We start from the raw sequence: 18381 nt of genomic DNA, 5'->3' as shown, positions 1-18381 counted from the left end.
CGTCCCGTGGGCGACGGTGGGGTCGTTGGCGGTCGACGGCGTCTGGTGGGCGACGGTGGGGTCGTTGGAGTCCAGCGGTGCGGGGCGGCGGGCTACGACGGCGGGGTCGTTCGGGCCGGCGGGGGCTCGGTGCTGGGCGACAGCTGGGTCGTTGGCACCGGCAGTTGCCGGACCACGCGCCACGACGGTTGGGTCGTTCGGATCCACCGACGACGGGCGACGGGCCACGATCGTTGGTTCGTTGAGGTCTGCCGGTGATGGGCGGCGGGCCACGACGGTGGGGTCGTTGGGATCCACGGCCGCTGGGCGGCGGGTGGTGACGGTGGGGTCGTTGGGGGTGGTGGGGGCGTGATTGTGGGTGGGGAGGGCTGGGGCGACGGGGTGGGTTGGGTCCGGGGCGTCGGTGGGGTCGTTGGTGGTTGCTATGACGGTTGGGTCTTCGTCGGAGGTGGGGTTGCGGATGGGGATGGGGCGGCGGGCGTCTGGGTCCGGCGTGGAGGGGGTCATGCTTCGTCACCTGTTTCGTCGCCCATGTGGGTGAGGACTTCTTGGGTGGTGGGCATGGCGGTGGAGCATTCGAGGCGCGAGGCGACGATGGCGCCTGCGGTGTTGGCGAAGCGGATGATCTTCTCCAGCGGCCAGCCGGCGAGGAGGCCGTGACAGAGTGCGCCGCCGAAGCCGTCGCCCGCGCCCAGGCCGTTCACTACCTCGACCGGGAACGGTGGTACCTCGACGCGTTCGTCGCGGGTCCGGGCGAGGGTGCCGCGTGGGCCTTGCTTGACGACCGCGAGCTCGAGGCCGCGGTCGAGGAGCGCCTGCGCCGCCTTGTCCGGGTCCGTCTCGCCGACCGCGACCTCGCACTCCTCACGGTTGCCGACAGCAACGGTGCAGTACTCGAGCGCGCGGCTGACCTGCTCGTGCGCCTCACTCGGATCCGCCCAGAACATCGGCCGGTAGTCGAGGTCCAGGACTGTGATCGCCCCCGCCGGAGCACTGCCCTGACGTCCACGGGCCGCCCAGGCGGTGAAGTGCGCCGTACGCGAGGGTTCGGCGGACAGGCCGGTCACCGTCGACCAGTAGATGCGGGCGTCCCGGATCGCGTCGAGGTCGAGTTCGGAGGGGTTGATGACGAGGTCGGGCGCCTTCGGGAAGCGGTAGAAGTACAGCGGAAAGTTGTCCGGCGGGAAGATCTCGCAGAACGTGATCGGCGTCGGCAGCCCCTCGACCGGGGTGACGAAACGGTCGTCGACGCCGAGCTCGAGCAGGCTGTGGTGGATGAACGTACCGAACGGATCGTTGCCGGTGCGGCTGATCACCGCCGACTTGCGCCCATGCCGGGCCGCCGCGACCGCAACGTTCGTCGCGCTCCCACCGAGGAACTTCCCGAACGACGTGACATCCTCCAGGTGCGTACCGACCTGCAGTGGATACAGGTCGACCCCGATCCGCCCGATCGTCAGTACGTCGTCCGCCATCAAACCACCTCGTCCGTGATGCCAGTGCTGCCAGTGATGCCTGTGATCTCGCGGAGGTGCTGGATGCTCGCGCGTACGTCGGCCACCGGCCCCTCGCCGGTCGGGCGGTCCACCAGGATCGTGTCCTGCTCGAGGACGTACCAGCCGTCGTACCCGGCCTTCTCCAGCGTGCCGACGATCGTGGCGATGTCGATGTCGCCGGCACCGAGTGGGCGGTACATACCCTGCCGTACGGCGTCCGTGTACGTGACCTCGCCCGCCTGGACCCGGGCTGCCCACGCGGCGTCGACGTCCTTCAGGTGTGTGTGTCGCACCCGTTCAGTGTGCTTGACGGCCAGCTCGACCGGATCGACGCCGCCGATCAGGAGGTGGCCTGTGTCAAGGGTGAGACCGATGGACGAGCCTTGGAGGACCCGCTCGAGGTCGTCGGCGTTCTCGACCATGGTGCCGACGTGCGGATGGATTGTGGCGAGCACACCGTGTGAGGCGGCCAGGGCGGACAGCTTGTCCAGGTTGGACAGCAACGTGTTCCAGCCGGTGGAGTCCAGCACCGGGCGGTCGTCGTACCCCTCTTGACCGGTCGCGGCGGCGAGGACCAGCGTCCCGGCGCCAGCTGCGACGAAACCCTCGAGTGCTCGAGCAACTGAAGGCATGGGGTCGTCAGCCGAGTGCAGTACGACGGGGACGAACCCACCGACAGCACGCAGGCCCACGTCCGCCAGGGTCTTGGCCTTCTCGGCCGGGTCATCCGGAAGGAACCCGTCCGGCCCGAACTCGGTTGCCGCGAGCCCCACGGCGCGCATCTCGGCCAGGACGGTTTTGACGTCGTACTGCCAACCCCATCCGGGGACCTCGCTGACACCCCAGGAGATCGGTGCCCCGGCGATCCGGCCTGCCACATCAGTCATCACAGTGCTCCTAGGGTGACGACGCGGTTCTCGCGCCGGGACAGCTCACAGGCGTCGGCGATGCGGAAGGCGGCCAGCGCGTCCCGGACCGTGCACGGTACCTCGCGGGTGCCCCCGACAACCTCGGTGAACGCGGTGAGCTCGGCCACGTACGCGGGCTGGAAGCGGTCCATGAACGTCATGTGCGGCTTCCCGTCCGGGAAGGTGGCGCCCGGCTCGGCTGAACGCAGTGCGGTGTGCGAATCAAGGCCGACGGCAACGGAACCGAGGCTGCCGTGCAACTCCATCCGTACGTCGTGACCCGCGCCGTTGTAGCGCGTTCCGCTCACCACGGCGAACGTCCCGTCGTCCAGCGTGAGCAGAGCGGCCGCCGAGTCCACATCGCCGTACTCACCGAAGTACGCCTCGCCGCGGTTCGCTCCGGAGGCGTAGGCGCTGACGACCTCACGACCGGTTACGTACCGGATGATGTCGAAGTCGTGCACGCTGCAGTCGCGGAAGAACCCGCCACTCTGCGGGATGTAGGAGCGGTGCGGCGGGAATGCGTCGTTCGTGTTGGCGCGGATGTGGTGGACGAAGCCGAGCTCCCCCGCTGCGACGCTGGCCCGCGCAGCCTGGTAGCCGGCGTCGAAGCGGCGCTGGAAGCCGATGTGCACCGGCACGGTCGATGACTCGACCAGCCCAACGACCCGCTCGGTCTCGGCCAGGTCGAGTGCGACCGGCTTCTCGCAGAACGTCGGAGTGCCGGCGGCGACCCCGGCCGCGATCAGGTCGGCGTGCGCGGCGGTGGCGGCGGCGATGACGAAGCCGTCCAGGCCGGCGGCGAGCAGAGCCGGTACGTCGGGAGCGAACTCGACCCCGAGATCCTTCGCGACCACCTCGGCCCGGCCCGGGTCCGCATCCGCGACGACCACCTGATCCACCGCCGGCAACCCGTTCAGCGTCGCGGCGTGGAACGCCCCGATCCGCCCGACCCCGACCAACCCGATCCGCATCGGCGCTGCCCTCTCCTCGTGTACGGGCGCGCCACGGCCCGGGCGGCGCGCTGGTTCGTCGTCAGCTTTCCCGGCCGCTCGGGAGGTGTCAATAGTTTGTTAACACATTCGCACGTCGAGACATACATACCTGGCTGTTGTAACATCCGGCCATGATCGCCGCATTGCCGATCGAGCTGGATCGGTCGAGTCCGGTGCCGCTGTACCACCAGCTGGCCGAGCAGCTGACGGCTGCCATCACGGACGGCACGCTGCGGCCCGGCGACCCGTTCGAGAACGAGATCGGTATGTCCGACCGGCTGAACCTGTCCCGGCCGACGGTCCGGCGAGCGATCTCCGAGCTGGTGAATCAGGGCCTGCTGATCAGACGACGCGGCATCGGCACCACCGTGGCGAACCAGATGGTGCACCGCAAGGCCGAGCTGACCAGCCTGTACGACGATCTCGAACGCGAAGGGCGGACACCGCGCACCGAGGTGCTGTCGCTCGATCCCGCCGCCCAGGACGACCGAGCAGCCACTGTCCTCGAGCTCCCGCTCGGCACACCGCTGGTCTCGATCGTCCGGCTCCGGTACGCCGATGATCAACCGCTCGCGATCATGCGCAATTGGTTGCCTCCGGCACTCAACGACCTGACCCTCGAGGACCTGACCGGCAAGGGCCTGTACGCCGTTCTCCGGGCGCGTGGGATCCGGCCCACGGTCGCCCGTCAGCGGATCGGCGCCCGCAACGCGACCGCCGACGAGCGCCGCACCCTCCACATGTCCAAAGCCGAGCCCCTCGTCACGATGACCCGCTCCGCCTACGCCGCCGACGGCTCCCCCGTCGAATACGGCAACCACTGCTACCGAGCCGACCAGTACTCAGTAGACGTCATCGTCTCCGAACGCTAGGAAAATTTGAAGGGGCCGGCCCCTGATATGGAGGGTGGCGCAGCCGAATAACCCCGAGGCAACCCACCACTTCAGGGGTCGGCCCCTCAAATGGAGAGTGGCGCAGCCGAATAACCCCGAGGCAACCCACCACTTCAGGGGCCGGCCCCTCAAATGGAGGGTGGCGCAGCCGAATAGTCTGGGGGTAACCCACCACTTCAGGGGTCGGCCCCTCAGATGGGACGGAGGAAGGGGCGGAGGGGGCGGTTCGCTTAGGCTTGGTTGGCCAGGAGGGTTCGGACCAGGCGTAGGCCGACGGACAGATGCGCGAGCTCCGGGCCTTCGGTGTCTACGATTTCTTCGAGCATGGTGGCGGCTCGGGACAGGGCGGCGGCGTTCTGGTCCTGCCAGGAGATGACGCGGTCTTCGGGTTCGGCGGCGGGATCCGTGGTTGCCAGGACCTGTCGGGTGAGGCGGGCGTGGACGGCGTGCAGGTCGTCGCGAAGGGCGGCGCGCGCCATCGTCTGCCAGCGGTCGGTGCGGGGCAGGCCGATGATGCGCTCGAGGAAGCGGCCGAGTTGCAGCCGCTCGCCGAGTGCGAAGTGGACCTTGGCGACCTCGAGGATGTCGATGTCGTCCCGCGATGCCGTCTCGACCACGCCCAGACCCGCGTACGCCGGGGGCAGCACGGCGATCCTGGTCGCGAAGTCCTCCGAAACGCCCTTCTGGATCAGGGCTTCCCGCCGCTGCTCGTACAGCGCCAGCTCGCGGCCGCGCAGCACCTCGGGCAGCGCCGCGGTGAGCTTGGCGATCCCGGGACCGAAGAACTCGATCAGCTCCGCGATGTCGAGCGGTGGCCGCCGGTTGCTGACCAGCCAACGGGTCGCGCGCTCGACGAGCGTCCGGGTCTCCAGCCGCATCTGCGTCTGGGTGGCCGCGTCGATGACGTTGTCGAGCTCGGCGTTCCTCGACAGCAGCTCCGGCTGCGAGAAGATCCGCGACGCCGCGAGGTTCGCGCGGACGACGTCCTCGACAGTGCCGCCGGTCTCCAGCGAGAGCCGGTGGTACGCCGTGATGCCCGACGTGTTCACGAATTCGTTGACGACCTGCGTCGTGATGATCTCGCGGCGCAACTGGTGGCTCTGGACCTGGTCGGCGAACCGTTCCTGGATCGCCTTCGGGAAGTAGCTGGCCAGCTTGTGCCGCAGGAACGGGTCGTCCGGCAGCGGCGTCTTGAGCAGCTCGGCTTCCATCACGATCTTCGTGTACGCGATCAGCACCGACAGCTCCGGCGAGGTCAGCCCACGCCCCTCGGCCTTGCGCCGCTTGAACTCCGTCACGCTCGGCAGGAACTCGAGCTGGCGGTCCAGCAGTCCTTGCTTCTCCAGCCGCCGTACCCAGTCCTGGTGGACGTGCAGCAACGCCGGCGCCTGCGCGGTCGCGTTCGCCAGCGCGATGTTCTGCCGGTAGTTGCTCTTCAGCACCAGCGCCGCGACCTCGTCGGTCATCGACGCGATGATGTCGTTGCGCTGCTTCTCGGTCAGGTCGCCGTCGGCGACCACCTTGTCGAGCAGGATCTTGATGTTCACCTCGTGGTCGGAGGTGTCGACGCCGGCCACGTTGTCGATGAAGTCGGTGTTGATCCGGCCGCCACCCGCGGCGTACTCGATCCGGCCGAGCTGGGTGAATCCCAGGTTGCCGCCCTCGCCGACCGCGCGGGCCCGCAGCTGCGAGCCGTTGATCCGGATCGCGTCGTTGGCCTTGTCGCCGACGTCGCCGTTCGACTCGGCCGCCGCCTTCACGTAGGTGCCGATGCCGCCGTTCCAGAACAGGTCGACCGGCGCCTTCAGGATCGCGTTCATCAGCTCGGCCGGGGTCAGCGTGACCACGTCGCCCGCGATACCGAGAGCCTCGCGCACCTCGGCCGAGATCGGGATCGCCTTGTCGGTCCGCGGGTAGACCCCACCACCGGTGGAGATCAGCGAGGCGTCGTAGTCGGCCCACGAAGACCGCGGCAGGTCGAACAGCCGGCGCCGCTCGGCGAACGACCCCGCCGCATCGGGTGTCGGGTCGAGGAAGATGTGCCGGTGGTCGAACGCCGCGACCAGCCGGATGTGCTCCGACAGCAGCATCCCGTTGCCGAACACGTCACCCGACATGTCGCCGACGCCCACGACCGTGAAGTCCTCGGTCTGGCAGTCGTGACCGAGCTCGCGGAAGTGCCGCTTCACCGACTCCCACGCCCCGCGGGCGGTAATGCCCATCACCTTGTGGTCGTAGCCGACCGAGCCGCCGGAGGCGAACGCGTCGCCCAGCCAGAACCCGTAGTCCTTCGCGACCCCGTTCGCGATGTCCGAGAACGTCGCGGTGCCCTTGTCGGCGGCAACCACCAGGTAGGCGTCGTCGCCGTCGTACCGAACGACGTCGCGTGGCGGAACGATGTCACCGGCAACAATGTTGTCGGTGATGTCCAGAAGCCCGGAAATAAAGGTCTTGTACGACGCGATGCCCGCGGCCAGCCAGGCGTCCCGGTCCACGGCCGGGTCGGGCAGCTGCTTCGCGTAGAACCCACCCTTCGCGCCGACCGGCACGATCACCGAGTTCTTCACCATCTGCGCCTTCACCAGGCCGAGCACCTCGGTCCGGAAGTCCTCCCGCCGGTCCGACCAGCGCAGACCACCACGGGCGACCGCGCCGAAGCGCAGGTGCACACCCTCGACCTGCGGTGAGTACACGAAGATCTCGTACGCCGGCCGCGGCTGCGGCAGGTCCGGAATCGCCTTGGGCTCCAGCTTGATCGAGATGTACGACCGGGGCTGTCCGTCCGGACCGGGTTGGAAGTAGTTGGTCCGCAGGGTCGCCTTCATCACGGTCAGGTAGGACCGCAGGATCCGGTCCTCGTCCAGGCTCTGCACCGTGTCCAGTGCGGCCAGGATCTCCTTCTCGATCTGGTCCGTCCGCATGGTCCGGTCCGGGTCGTCGACCGCACCACGCGCCGGGTCGAAGCTGGTCTCGAAGAACTGGACCAGGAGACTCGCCACGTCCACGTGCGCGAGGAACGTGTTCTGGATGTAGTCCTGGCTGAACGGCGTACCGCCCTGGCGGATGTAGCGCTGGTACGCGCGCAGGATCGAGACCTGCCGCCAACTGAGGCTGCCGCGCAGGACGAGTGCGTTGAGCTTGTCGGACTCGGCCCGGCCGTCCCAGATCGCCTTGAACGTGTCGGAGAACAGCTGCCGCAGCTCGTCGCGTTCCTCCGTGTCCTCGGGCGCCTTGAGACCGAAGTCGTAGATGTACTTCAGCGTGCCGTCGGCACAGCGGATCTCGTACGGGCGTTCGTCGATCACTTCGACGCCCATATGAGTCAGATGTGGCAGCACCTGCGACAACGAGAGCGCTGGACCGGTCCGGTAGACCTTGAAGCGCCGTTCGTCCTCCCACTCCTCGTCGATCGGGCTGTAGAGGGACATGGCCAGACCGTTGTCGGGCGGAAGGCTCTCCAGCACGTTGACGTCGTTGACCGCGACGCGAGCGTCGAAGTCCTCCTTGTACGCCTCGGGAAACGCACTGGTGTATCGACGCGCCAGCTGAGCCACTGCGCCGTCGCCACCGTGTGCGTGCAGCGCTGCGGAGAACTCGTCCGCCCAGGCGCGGGTCGCCTCGATCACTCGCTGCTCGAGCAGGTCGGCGTCGTACTCCCCAACCGTCTCGCCCTGCTTCATCCGTACGACGAAGTGCACCCGGGCGAGCACGGACTCCGTCACGTACGCGGCGTAGGTGACGGACTCTGCGCCGATAGCGTCCTTGAGGATCTGCTGCATCTTCAGCCGGACCGCTGTGGTGTAGCGGTCGCGCGGCAGGTAGACCAGGCAGGACAGATAGCGGTTGTAGACGTCACGCCGTACGAACAGCTTGACCGCGCGACGCTCCTGCAGGTGAAGCACCGACTGCACGATCGGCAGCAAGTCCTCGACCGGAGCCTGCAGCAGTTCGTCGCGCGGGTACGTCTCGAGTACGTCGAGCAGTCCCTTGCCGCTGTGGCTGTTCGGGTCGAAGCCGGTCAGGCGGAACAGCTCGAGCGCCTTGCGCCGCAGCACCGGCACCTGCATGACGCTCTCGGTGTACGCCGTCGACGACAGCAGACCGATGAACCGGCGCTCCAGGACCGGGTCGCCGTTCTCGTCGAACTGCTTGATCCCGACGTAGTCCAGGAACGTCGACCGGTGCACGGTGGACCGGGAGTTCGCCTTGGTCAGGATCATGAGCTTGCGCTCGCGGGCCTTCGCGCTCACCTCGGGCGGAAGCTTGCCCGAGTTCGGCTTGGGGTCCGGCCGGAGGATGCCGAGGCCGGTGCCGGGGCGGCCGCGCAGGATGCCCTGGTCGCCTTCCATGGTGAAGTCGTACTCGCGGTATCCGAGGAAGGTGAAGTGCTCGTCGGCGAGCCAGTCGAGCAGCTCGCGTGCCTCTTCGATCTCGTTGTCGCCGACCGGAAGGTTCTCGCTCTCCAGGGACCGGGAGATGCTGACGGCCTTCTCGTGCATCTTCGGCCAGTCCTCGACGGCCTCGCGGACGTCGTTCAGGACCTTCTGCAGCTCCCGCTCGAGCACGCGGTGCTCCGCGGAGTCGGGGATCCGCTCGATCTCCAGGTGCATCCAGCTCTCGCGGACCAGGTCGTGCGCGTCGGCGACCGCGGTGTCGTCGAGGACCTCCTGCAGGGTGCCGGCGACATCGCGCCGGACCACGAACTGGGGATGGATCAGCAGTTGCAGCTCGAGATTGTGCTCGGTGATCGCCATCGTGGCGGTGTCGACCAGAAAGGGCATGTCGTCGATGACGATCTCGACCACGGTCCGCCCACTCGCGGACCAGCCGTGCTCTTCCGGTGTCGGCGTGAAGACGTGGACCTTCGCCGTACCCTGCGGCCGCGACATCGCGGTCTTGTAGTGGTGCCGCGCCGCGCCCAGGCAGTCGCTGGCCTGCCGCTCGGCGACGTCCTCGGCGGCGACATAGCGGTAGTACCGCTCGAGGAAGGTTTTCAGTTTCGCCGGATCGACCGACTTGTCGTGCCCTTGGGTTCCAACCGCCACCGCCTTGGCGAGCACATCGGCCTTTTGGACGTCCAGCTTGCTCTGCATTCCCCACCGTCTCCACAGGTGACATCGGCCGGCGAATTCATCGCGCGGGCCGAACGGCACGCCGTTGTGCCGTCACTCAGAGACTAGTCCACCTTTGTCACTGGTGTGATGCCGGGACGGCCCTGTTCCGAGCCTGTAATCAGCGGTTCAGACGCAGTGCCAGCGCCGGACAGGCGAGGACTGCGCGGCGCGCATCCGGCAGCTCACCGGCAGTGATTTCCCGGCCTCTCAGAACCGGATAACCCCATTCGTCGAGGACGACGTCATCGGGCAGCAGAGTGGCGCAGAGGCCGTGCCCGTCGCAGCGTGTCCAGTCGATCTCCAACTTGTTCACCACTCACCTCCAGGGACAGGCAGTACGCCGAGAACCGGCCGGCCGCAGCCACGGCCGTTCAGGTGGTGACGTACGTCGTCGCCCAACACCTCGAGCGCCGACGCCAAGAATCGCGCCGAGCCGTCCGGATGCGCGCACGCTCCGCGGCCCGGGACGAGTCCGAGGTGTCGGTGCGCGTCATGCCAGCCCGACGGGTCGCCCTTGACCAACCTGTCGAAGTCATCGACCAGCGAGGCCAGTCCGAACACGCACGGCCCACACTGACCGGCCGACTGACTCGCCAGCCACTGTGTGACCCGCGACACCTCACCAAGCGGGCAGGTGTCTGTGCCGAGGGCGAGGATGATGCCCGCAGACACCTCCGGTCGTTGCAACGTCACTCCGGCGGTCTGCGGCAGCCAGCGGCCGTGGTACCCACCTAGCAGCACAGGTCCGGGTTCGGCACCGGCGAACTGCAGAACCGTGTCGAGCGGCACACCGGTCGGTGTCTCGATCACACCGGGACTCCGAACGGCACCGTCGACGGTCAGCAGTTGCGTACCCGGCTCACTGATCAGTCCGGTCCCACTGAACGCCTTGGACCCCAACCGCGCGAGTACGGCGAGCTGGGCGAACGTCTCCACGTTCGACAAGAACGTCGGCCGCCGGTGATACCCCTTGACCGTCGGCAGCACCTTCCGACCAGGCGGTACGGCGGGACCACCTTCGAGCGCACTCAGGACCGCGCGGGCCTCCCCTGCCACGAAACGACCCGGGGTGTCAGTCACCTCGATGGCCAGCCCGTCGTTGCGTTCCACCAACGCTTCACGAACGGACATGGCAGCCGCAGCGTCGTGTACGGCGATCAGCACGTGCGGTGCCCGAAGTGCGTGGGCCAGCGCGACGGCGCCGTCGAGTACGAGGTGCGGCGCGAGCGTCAGGAGCAGACGGTCCTTGCGGCTGACCGGCTCGCTCTCCGAGCCGTTCACGACCACTGCCTCGATGCCCTTGGCAGGGAGGCCCTCCAGCTTGCGTGCAACCGGGAAGGCGGCCCCACCGCGTCCCCTGAGCCCAACCGCTTCCGACAGCTTGGTGAAGTCGGCGCGGCTGAGTTGTGGCAGCGGGCCGTGGGTCCAGAGGTGCCGCTTGCGGTCCATCCGGCCCAGGTCGAGCCCGGCGAGGACGCGCGCCTCACCAATGACTCTGGTCTCCTGCAACGTGATCATCGTGCCCTCACTCGAACGAGACTCGGAGTCGTGTTAGCCCGGAGGCGGTAGGCACCCGCCGCAGCGACTGCGGCCAGGCAGCCCAGGGTGATGGCGAGCATCCACGGCGTACCTCGGTCGGTGCCGGCCAGGAGCGCGTGCCCGATGGACAGCAGCCAGCCGACCGACGCGGCGATGTGCATCGTGCGCCAGTACTTGGTGAACGACGCGGACCGGGCCAGCCGGCCACGGGCCGCTCCGATGACGGAGGTGAGCACCAGCCCGTAGAGGGCGAGCACACCGACGGCCATGGCGAAGGGCCGATAGCCGGCGCCGAACGGCCAGACCAGAACGGTCGGACTGATGGCGACGAAGCTGTCGAAGACGACCGCGACGACGTGGGTGGCCAGAAGGAACAGTCCGGTCGCTGCGGCCGAGCGGTGCACGTACTGCAGCCAGAACCGGCGCTCCGGCCGACGGTTCGCGGACATCACGAGACCGAGCGCGGCCGACACCGTGAACATGATCATGGCGACGATCCCGGCCGCGCGGGCCAGGTACCACAACGTCATCAGGCCGCCCTGCTCGCGGTCGGCCAGCCGGACAGCTGCGTGACCTCGCCGTCGTCGCCTACCAGCCGCGCGGGGTGACCCGCGAGCTTCAGTCGGCCGAGCGCACCTTCACCGGTGGCCACAAGCGCCGTACTGAAGGTGTTTGCGCGTACGGCGGTAGGCGCCCAGACGGATGCGGTTCGGTAGGGGCCGTCGGCCGGCCGGCCAGTCCGTGGGTCGATGACGTGGTGGGCGTAGCCGGTAGGCGTCTGCCAGCGGCGTACCGTCCGGGTGGACGTGGTCAAACCGCCGTGCGCGAGGGTGACCAGAACTCCGGGGTCACCGGCCCGTTCGGCGACCGTGATGACCCACGGCTTCGCCGGTTGGCCGGCGGCGCGGAGATCACCGCCGATCTCGACCAGTACGGCGCAGCCGTAGCGCTTGCTGAGGACGTTCGCGGCACGGTCGGCGGTCCAGGCCTTCGCAGTGGCGCCGAGGTCCAGAGCTGACTGCGTCGGGACACTGAGTAGCGCGAGCTTGCGGTTCAGGCGGACGTTCTTCCATCCGGCGACGACTGGTTCGGTCTGAGGCAGTTCCTTGGGGAACCGTCGCCGTACGGCCTCGATGTCGTCGTCGTAGCCGGCCGCGATCACGGCCGGGCCGACGGTCGGGTCCACGGCACCGCCACTCATCGAGGCGGCGACCAGGCTGATCTCGACCAGGTCGATCAGCAGCCGCGAGACGGGCACGAAGGCACCGGCACGATTGTTGACGATCGACAGCTCGGAGTCCGGGCGGAACCGGCTGGCCGCCTTGTCGACCCGATCCATCAACGCCTTCAGCTCACCGCACGCCGCTCCGAGGACGGCCGGGTCGTCGACGGTCAGCCGGACCGTGCAGCTCCACGCGGTCCAGGTCCGCGAGGCGGTCATGAGCCGTTGCTCCCGCCTTGCGAGGTCGACCCCGAGTCGGGGGTCGCGAGACCGTTGGTCGAGTCGTCGGTGCTGCTCGACCCCGAGCCGCTCGACCCCGAGGTCGAGCCGGAGCTGTCGGAGCCTGTGTCGGAACTCGAACTGGTGGGGGTTGCCGTCGTACCGGAGGTGCTGGGCTGGCGGGCCGCGACGACCGCGACCGAGAGCCCGGTGCCGCCGATCCCGAGGACGGCCGTCGCGATCGCGGCGGCGCCGGCCCGGCGCATCCACCGGCTGCGAGTGGACCGGGCGGAGTGGAACGCATCTGAGGTGACCATGGCCGTAAGCCTCGTCGCAAGTGCCTCAGCCGCACTCCAAGGGAAGCTCAAGCGACCGTCAAGTTCTCCTGAAAGCTCTCTGAGAGCCGTCCTCAGGGTTGGTCGATACCGCTGACCTCCGGCGGGCAGTCGCCCGCGCAGTGCTTGCCGATCGTCTCGACGATCTCGTCCGACACCTCACCGAGCACGGCCAGCCGGTCCGGCCCGAAGATGTCGACGAAGAATTCCCGGACCCGGGCCGCGTGCCCCGGCGCGCACGCCCGGATCGCGGCCATCCCCGCCTCGGTGATCGCGATCTCCGGATAGCGCGCCTGGCAGGACTCCTTGCGGATCAGGCCGCGCTTCTCCATCCGGGTCAGGTGATGCGACATCCGGCTCTTCTCCCACTGGGTCGCCTTGCTGAGCTCGAAGGCGCGCATCCGGCCCGACTCGGACTCCGACAGGTTGACCAGGATCTCGAAGTCCGACTTGGACAGGCCGAACTCGCGCTGGAGGTGACGCTCCAGGTGCGTCTCCAGCGTCCGGTGCATCAGCAGATAGCTCCGCCACGCCTTTTGCTCGTCGTCGTCGAGCCACGGTTCCTTGCCCACGACCACCATCCTACCCGATCGGGTTGACACATCAACCAAACGCGCTACGATCGGTTTCAGGTTGATACGTCAACCTAACTGATCACTCAACAACACAGGAGTCGATATGACCGAGCAGAAGCTGATCGCCGTCGTCGGAGCCACCGGTTCGCAGGGTGGTGGACTCGTCCGGGCGATCCTCGACGACGCCTCCGGCGAGTTCGCCGTCCGCGCCCTGACCCGGAACGTGACCTCCGGCCGGGCCAAGGAGCTCGCGGCGGCCGGCGCCGAGGTGGTCGCGGCCGACCTCGACGACGAAGCGAGCGTGCGCGCCGCGTTCGAGGGCGTGTACGGCGCCTTCGTCGTCACGAACTACTGGGTCGAGCGGACCCCCGAGGAGGAGGACGCCCGGACCCGCGCCGAGATGGAGCTCGACCAGGCCGACATCGCCGCCCGGGCCGCCTACGACGCCGGCGTCAAGCACCTGGTCTGGTCGACCCTCGAGGACACCCGGCCGTTCTTCGCAGGCCGCGACGACGTACCGAGCCTCGACGACGACCGCTTCAAGGTGCCGCACTTCGACGCGAAGGGCGAGGCGGACGCCCTGTTCACGAAGTACGGCGTACCGACGACGTTCCTGCGGACGACGTTCTACTTCGATGCGTTCATCCACGGCATGGAGCCGGTCCGCGGCGAGGACGGCAAGCTCAGCATCACCTTCCCGATGGCCGGCAAGCCGCTGTCGGGCGTGGCGTCGGAGGACATCGGCCGGACCGCGTTGGAGATCTTCAAGCGCCCCGGCCTGATCGGCGAAACCGTGAGCATCGCCGGTGACCACCTGACCGGCGAGCAGTACGCCGCGGCCCTCGGCAAGACCCTCGGCGAGGAGGTCGCTTACCACGGCCCGACCTTCGACGAGTTCCGCGCGTACGGCTTCCCGATGGCTGTCGAGATGGCCAACATGTTCCAGTTCTACTCGGAAGACCACGTCCGCTTCACCGGAGACCGCGACGTGTCCAAGGTGCGCGAGATCCACCCGAACCTGCAGTCCTTCGACACCTGGCTCGACCTGCACAAGGACGAGCTCAAGACTGTCGTGAGCTGATTCGCTCGCAGGCGGCTCCCCTACCCGGAGCCGCCTGACCAGCTCCCCAACTTTTGGTGGTGGTGAGTGTCAGTTGCCATTGCTTCATTCCACCGCCGGGACTTGACGGGGGTGGATCCAGCGCGAAGTCAGTGTTCGAGCGTGTCAGCGAGAAGGGTCGCTATGGCAGCGTCGTCGATTCGGGATGCGTCCCAGGTGGTGGTGAGCCGGCTGATGCGGTTGGCCGGGTCGAGTTCAACCGCGATGATCCCGTGGCTGCCGATGATTCCGTTGCCGACCCACTCGTAGCCGCCTCCCCGGCCGCTGCCGAGGGTTCGGCGCACCGTGGTGCCGACGCCGTAGGGCAGGCGGGTGTATGCCCGGTGGACGTAGGCGTCGATAGCTGACGCACCGGCGAACTCGATGTGTAGCGCGAGGTCCTCGAACAGGGCGTCCTCGGCGAACAGCCCCGTGGTGTCGCCGACGGCGAGAGCGGTATGCAAGCGGTCGAGTGTCCGGCGCAGGGCAGGTGAGGAGTGGACGGGGACGTATTGCTCGCCGTAGGCCGTCGGGAATTGAGCGTCGGGGGTGCGTAGTGAGTTGACCGCGGCGGTGCCGAAATGGCGCCCGTCCCAATAGTCGACCTCGCGCACGATGCGACCGTCGCGGAAATCGACGGCGGCGATTGCGCGGATCTCGTGACCAAAGAGCTCGGGCGAGTCGGTGAACTCGACGATCGCGCTGTGCTCGTCGCCGATGATGCGGGTGGCGTAGGAACGCGCGGTGTGCGGCCATGTCGGCATGTACTGCGCGAAGATCGCGTGCAGGGCCGCCCAGCTCGGGATGTACCAGCCCAGGGTGGCGTCGGTGTAGTACAGGGCATCGGCTGAGAAGTGCGACATGAACCTGTCGACGTCGCGGGCGGTCTTGTCGCGGAACAGGTCGTTGACCCGCTTCACGAGCAGGGGGGTCGCATGCGTGACGTCCTGCGGCGGATTCGGGAGGGGGACGGCCGGCACCCTCGGGATGGAGGCGACGGCTGGGCTCGCGGGGCCGGCGACGACTGCAGCCGCGGTGGCGGCAGCCATTGAGCCCGCGCCCCGGAGCACGGCACGACGGGTGGGCTGATTCACGATTGCTCCTCAGGTGATTTCGACAGTGTCCGACGGGTGACATGACCCTCGGCCTTGCCGAGTAGCGGGGTCGGAGGTTACTTGACCAGGTAAGTCAATCCAGGTTCGATGACCTACCCGGTCAAGGGGAATGGCTACGCTTCAACGCTCGTGGGTAGCAGTACCTGCTTGATTCCGGCGGACCCGTCCAGCACGGTCTGATACGCCTCGACGCTCGCCTCCAGGGGCCACGTCTTCACGGCAGGGGGGAGAAGCAGGCCGCGGTCGAAGAGTGGGCGGAGTTGGTCGAAGATGTGCGCGACGTCGGCGCCGTCCAGGAACACGCTGGCGAGTCCGGTGACGTGCAGTTGCCGGTTGTAGATCTCGTTCAGGTCGAGCTTGATCGGCTCGGGCCCGCCGTGAAGCCCGACGATCCGACCGTCGAACCGTAGGCTGCGAAGGGCGGGTTCGAACAGTGCACCGCCGACTGTGTCCAGCACCAGGTCGGCGCCGCGCCCGTCGGTGAGTTCGAGCACTGCCTCTCGCAGATCGCTTGAGGTGGTGTCGATGAAGTGTTCGACGCCGTCGGGCCGGCGCCGGTCGGCGACGATCACCTCTGCGCCGCGCCAGCGCGCGATCGCGGTCGCGGCGTGGCCGACCATGCCTGCTCCGCCGGTGATCAAGATGACTTCTCCCGGCTTGATCTCCATGCTGTTGATCAGCGTTTGCCAAGCCGCCCAATACGATCGACCAACCGCGGCCGCTTCGGCCATCGTCAGGCGCTCGGGCTTGCGGGAGAGCCACGTCTCGGGAACGGCGACGAAGCGCGCGTGGGTGCCCGGTCGCGTCCCGGCAAGCGCCAGTCCCAAGTCCGGCCCGCTTCCCCAGACCTCCTGACCGGTGTGGTCGCCGTCGGAGACGACGATGCCGGCGAAGTCGCCGCCGGGGATCATGGGCAGTGGCGTGCCGAGCAGGCCGGCGACGTTGGCGATATCGAGGGGGTTCACCGCTGCTGCGCGGACCTCAACGAGTACCTCGCCCGGCGCCGGCACCGGCACCGGCACGCGGCGATGGGCCAGGGCCTGCGCCGGCGTTCCGCTGGCCTCGATGACGACCGCATCCATCTGCGGGTGCTGATTGCTGGCGGTTCGGTGGCTGTCGGTGGGCATTGATCAGTTCCTCTCGGGCTTACAGTTCACTTGACTGAGCAAGTGAACTGTAGTCACGGTTGACTTGCCCAGTCAAGTAAACCTGGGTGCGGGATGACTTTCCCAGTCATGTACAGTGCGCGTATGACAACGCCCGCTGCAGAGCCGCGCTGGCTTAGTGCGGATGACCTCGAGGCCTGGATCGCGTTTGCGAGCATGCTGATCTGGTTGCCGACGGCACTCGACGACCAACTTCAGCGAGACTCGGGCCTGACCCACTTCGAGTACGGGATCCTCGCCGCACTGTCGGAGGCTGAGGAGGGGACGCTTCGGATGAGTGAGCTGGCGCTTTACGCCAACGGGTCGTTGTCGCGCCTGTCCCGCGCGGTCGCCCGACTCGAGCGCCGCAAGTGGGTGACACGCAGGCCCGATCCAACCGATGGCCGCTATACCCTGGCCGTCCTCACCAAGAGCGGCAGGGCGGTCGTCCTCGAAGCGGCTCCCGGGCACGTCGAGGCCGTCAACCGGCTCGTTTTCGATCCACTCACCACCGCGCAAGCACGTCAGCTAGGGGCCATCGCCGGCCGCATCCTGAACGCCATCGATTCCGAAACCGACCTGACCACACAGCCGCGTCCCTGAGCAGCGAACTCAAGGGCCGCAGCCGCCGTATCTCGGGCTGACGTCACATAGCGAGGAGAGTGGCGCGGCGGCCGGCGTCTCGCCGCATGCCGCGAGTTGGGCGCGGGTTTCGCAGGCGAGCGACTGTCGGACCAAACGGCCGGGCGCCCTTCAGACCAACGCGCAGAGCTGGTGTGCCGCTTGCGTGCGGAGTGCCGCGAGGTCCGCGGCAGAGCTGTTTCAGGTGTGACTTCCGGGTTCGAAGACGGCGGCACCGGCTCGAGCTGCCAGGCGGGGCGTCGTACGCGTCACTTGGGCGTATCGCCTACCAAGGGGCGGTCGTCTTCTCATCGCTGTCGGTGGAGGTGAGGGTGCCCCAGAAGGTGCCGGTTGGGCCGTCGTCGGGCAGGGTGGCGAGGGCAACGGACGCTTCGGCACCTTGGGCGGCGGTGATGTAGCCGGTGTTGCCGTTGAGGTCCGTGCTCACGTAGCCGGGGATCGCGGCATTGACCTTGATGGGGGTCTCGGCAAGTTCCTTGGCGAACATGATGGTCACCCAGTTCACAGCGCCTTTGGAAGCTTGATAGGCGAGGTCCTGCATACCCCACATGATGTTGGTCGGGTCGGTGATGATTCCGAGAGAGGCGACCTCGCTCGAGACGTTGACGATGCGGCCCGCGACTGCTTTCCGCAGCAGCGGCAGGACCGCGTTCGTGACGGAGGCGACCCCAAACACGTTCGTCTCGAACAGCTCGCGGAGCGTTTCCCGGGTGGTGCTACTGGCCGCGCCTGCCGCGTAGATGGCGGCATTGTTGACGAGGACGTCGAGGTGATCGCACTGTGCCCCGATCGTGGCCGCGGCTTCGGCGATCGAGGCGTCGTCGGCAACGTCCAGCCTGACCGCGGTCACATCCAGGCCCTCCGCGCGGAGGGTCCGGGCCGCGGCCTGGCCCCGGTCGACGTCGCGAGAACCGAGGAAAATAGTCATCCCGGTCATGGCGAGCTGGCGGGCGGTTTCGAGCCCGATGCCCTTGTTGGCACCGGTGATCAAGGCGAATTTCTTCATGGCCTCACTCTCGCGCGGATGACAGAGCGGAGGGAGGCCCAGCCGACACTGGCACCGGGTGTACCACCCACGGCACCA

At 67.9% G+C, this 18381-nt stretch carries 16 protein-coding genes; 3 read left to right on the top strand and 13 right to left on the bottom strand.

Annotated features, from left to right (window positions below; genetic code table 11):
• Positions 1-503: 503 nt before the first annotated feature.
• The 3 genes from iolC to ACWF4Z_RS03785 are packed head-to-tail and all read right to left on the bottom strand — an operon-like array spanning position 504 to position 3378.
• Positions 504-1475 (bottom strand): 5-dehydro-2-deoxygluconokinase, encoded by a 972-nt coding sequence (gene iolC / locus ACWF4Z_RS03795; RefSeq protein ID WP_452241398.1) that lies wholly within the window; start codon positions 1473-1475, stop codon positions 504-506.
• On the bottom strand, positions 1475-2383 hold the full coding sequence (locus ACWF4Z_RS03790; protein WP_452241397.1) for a sugar phosphate isomerase/epimerase family protein: 909 nt from the start codon (positions 2381-2383) through the stop codon (positions 1475-1477). Before ACWF4Z_RS03790 ends, iolC begins: the two co-directional genes overlap by 1 nt.
• Positions 2383-3378 carry a Gfo/Idh/MocA family protein gene (locus tag ACWF4Z_RS03785; RefSeq protein ID WP_452241396.1) on the bottom strand — a complete coding sequence of 332 codons (996 nt, stop codon included), beginning with the start codon at positions 3376-3378 and terminating at the stop codon, positions 2383-2385. The genes ACWF4Z_RS03790 and ACWF4Z_RS03785 overlap by 1 nt, the downstream gene beginning before the upstream one ends.
• Positions 3379-3530: 152 nt before the next feature.
• Here ACWF4Z_RS03785 and ACWF4Z_RS03780 point away from each other — a divergent pair, with 152 nt between their 5' ends.
• A complete protein-coding gene (locus ACWF4Z_RS03780; protein ID WP_452241395.1) occupies positions 3531-4271 on the top strand; it encodes a GntR family transcriptional regulator in 741 nt (246 codons plus the stop codon).
• Between the two features lie 251 nt (positions 4272-4522).
• On the opposite strand, the gene ACWF4Z_RS03775 is transcribed toward ACWF4Z_RS03780, so the two are convergent.
• From ACWF4Z_RS03775 to ACWF4Z_RS03745, 7 genes are all read right to left on the bottom strand, one after another.
• Positions 4523-9385, bottom strand: coding sequence for an NAD-glutamate dehydrogenase (locus tag ACWF4Z_RS03775; RefSeq protein ID WP_452241394.1), 4863 nt, complete (start codon positions 9383-9385; stop codon positions 4523-4525).
• 139 nt (positions 9386-9524) lie between these two features.
• Complete coding sequence (locus tag ACWF4Z_RS03770; RefSeq protein ID WP_452241393.1) at positions 9525-9719, bottom strand: ferredoxin; 195 nt, start codon at positions 9717-9719, stop codon at positions 9525-9527.
• Positions 9716-10924, bottom strand: coding sequence for an NADH-ubiquinone oxidoreductase-F iron-sulfur binding region domain-containing protein (locus ACWF4Z_RS03765; RefSeq protein ID WP_452241392.1), 1209 nt, complete (start codon positions 10922-10924; stop codon positions 9716-9718). The genes ACWF4Z_RS03770 and ACWF4Z_RS03765 overlap by 4 nt, the downstream gene beginning before the upstream one ends.
• Positions 10921-11475, bottom strand: coding sequence for a hypothetical protein (locus tag ACWF4Z_RS03760; RefSeq protein ID WP_452241391.1), 555 nt, complete (start codon positions 11473-11475; stop codon positions 10921-10923). Before ACWF4Z_RS03760 ends, ACWF4Z_RS03765 begins: the two co-directional genes overlap by 4 nt.
• Positions 11475-12386 (bottom strand): FAD:protein FMN transferase, encoded by a 912-nt coding sequence (locus ACWF4Z_RS03755; protein WP_452241390.1) that lies wholly within the window; start codon positions 12384-12386, stop codon positions 11475-11477. The genes ACWF4Z_RS03760 and ACWF4Z_RS03755 overlap by 1 nt, the downstream gene beginning before the upstream one ends.
• Complete coding sequence (locus tag ACWF4Z_RS03750) at positions 12383-12703, bottom strand: hypothetical protein (protein ID WP_452241389.1); 321 nt, start codon at positions 12701-12703, stop codon at positions 12383-12385. Before ACWF4Z_RS03750 ends, ACWF4Z_RS03755 begins: the two co-directional genes overlap by 4 nt.
• A gap of 92 nt (positions 12704-12795) precedes the next feature.
• On the bottom strand, positions 12796-13302 hold the full coding sequence (locus tag ACWF4Z_RS03745) for a MarR family winged helix-turn-helix transcriptional regulator (protein ID WP_452241388.1): 507 nt from the start codon (positions 13300-13302) through the stop codon (positions 12796-12798).
• Between the two features lie 97 nt (positions 13303-13399).
• Between ACWF4Z_RS03745 and ACWF4Z_RS03740 the strand changes: the two genes are divergently transcribed.
• Positions 13400-14377, top strand: a complete 978-nt coding sequence (locus tag ACWF4Z_RS03740) for an NmrA/HSCARG family protein (protein WP_452241387.1) — start codon at positions 13400-13402, stop codon at positions 14375-14377.
• 128 nt (positions 14378-14505) lie between these two features.
• Here ACWF4Z_RS03740 and ACWF4Z_RS03735 read toward each other — a convergent pair whose 3' ends face one another.
• Both ACWF4Z_RS03735 and ACWF4Z_RS03730 read right to left on the bottom strand, forming a co-directional pair.
• Positions 14506-15489, bottom strand: a complete 984-nt coding sequence (locus ACWF4Z_RS03735) for a nuclear transport factor 2 family protein (RefSeq protein ID WP_452241386.1) — start codon at positions 15487-15489, stop codon at positions 14506-14508.
• Positions 15490-15623: 134 nt separating this feature from the next.
• The gene (locus ACWF4Z_RS03730; protein ID WP_452241385.1) at positions 15624-16637 is read right to left on the bottom strand and encodes a quinone oxidoreductase family protein; all 1014 of its coding nucleotides are present in this window, start codon (positions 16635-16637) and stop codon (positions 15624-15626) included.
• Between the two features lie 123 nt (positions 16638-16760).
• Between ACWF4Z_RS03730 and ACWF4Z_RS03725 the strand changes: the two genes are divergently transcribed.
• Entirely contained in the window at positions 16761-17258 is a 498-nt protein-coding gene (locus tag ACWF4Z_RS03725) for a MarR family winged helix-turn-helix transcriptional regulator (protein WP_452241384.1), read from the top strand.
• Between the two features lie 304 nt (positions 17259-17562).
• Here the strand turns inward: ACWF4Z_RS03725 and ACWF4Z_RS03720 are convergent, their stop codons facing one another.
• Entirely contained in the window at positions 17563-18303 is a 741-nt protein-coding gene (locus tag ACWF4Z_RS03720; protein ID WP_452241383.1) for an SDR family oxidoreductase, read from the bottom strand.
• Positions 18304-18381: the final 78 nt, after the last annotated feature.

The sequence above is a fragment of the Kribbella sp. NPDC055071 genome, assembly GCF_053608045.1.
This window is presented reverse-complemented; position numbering and strand designations above follow the sequence as displayed.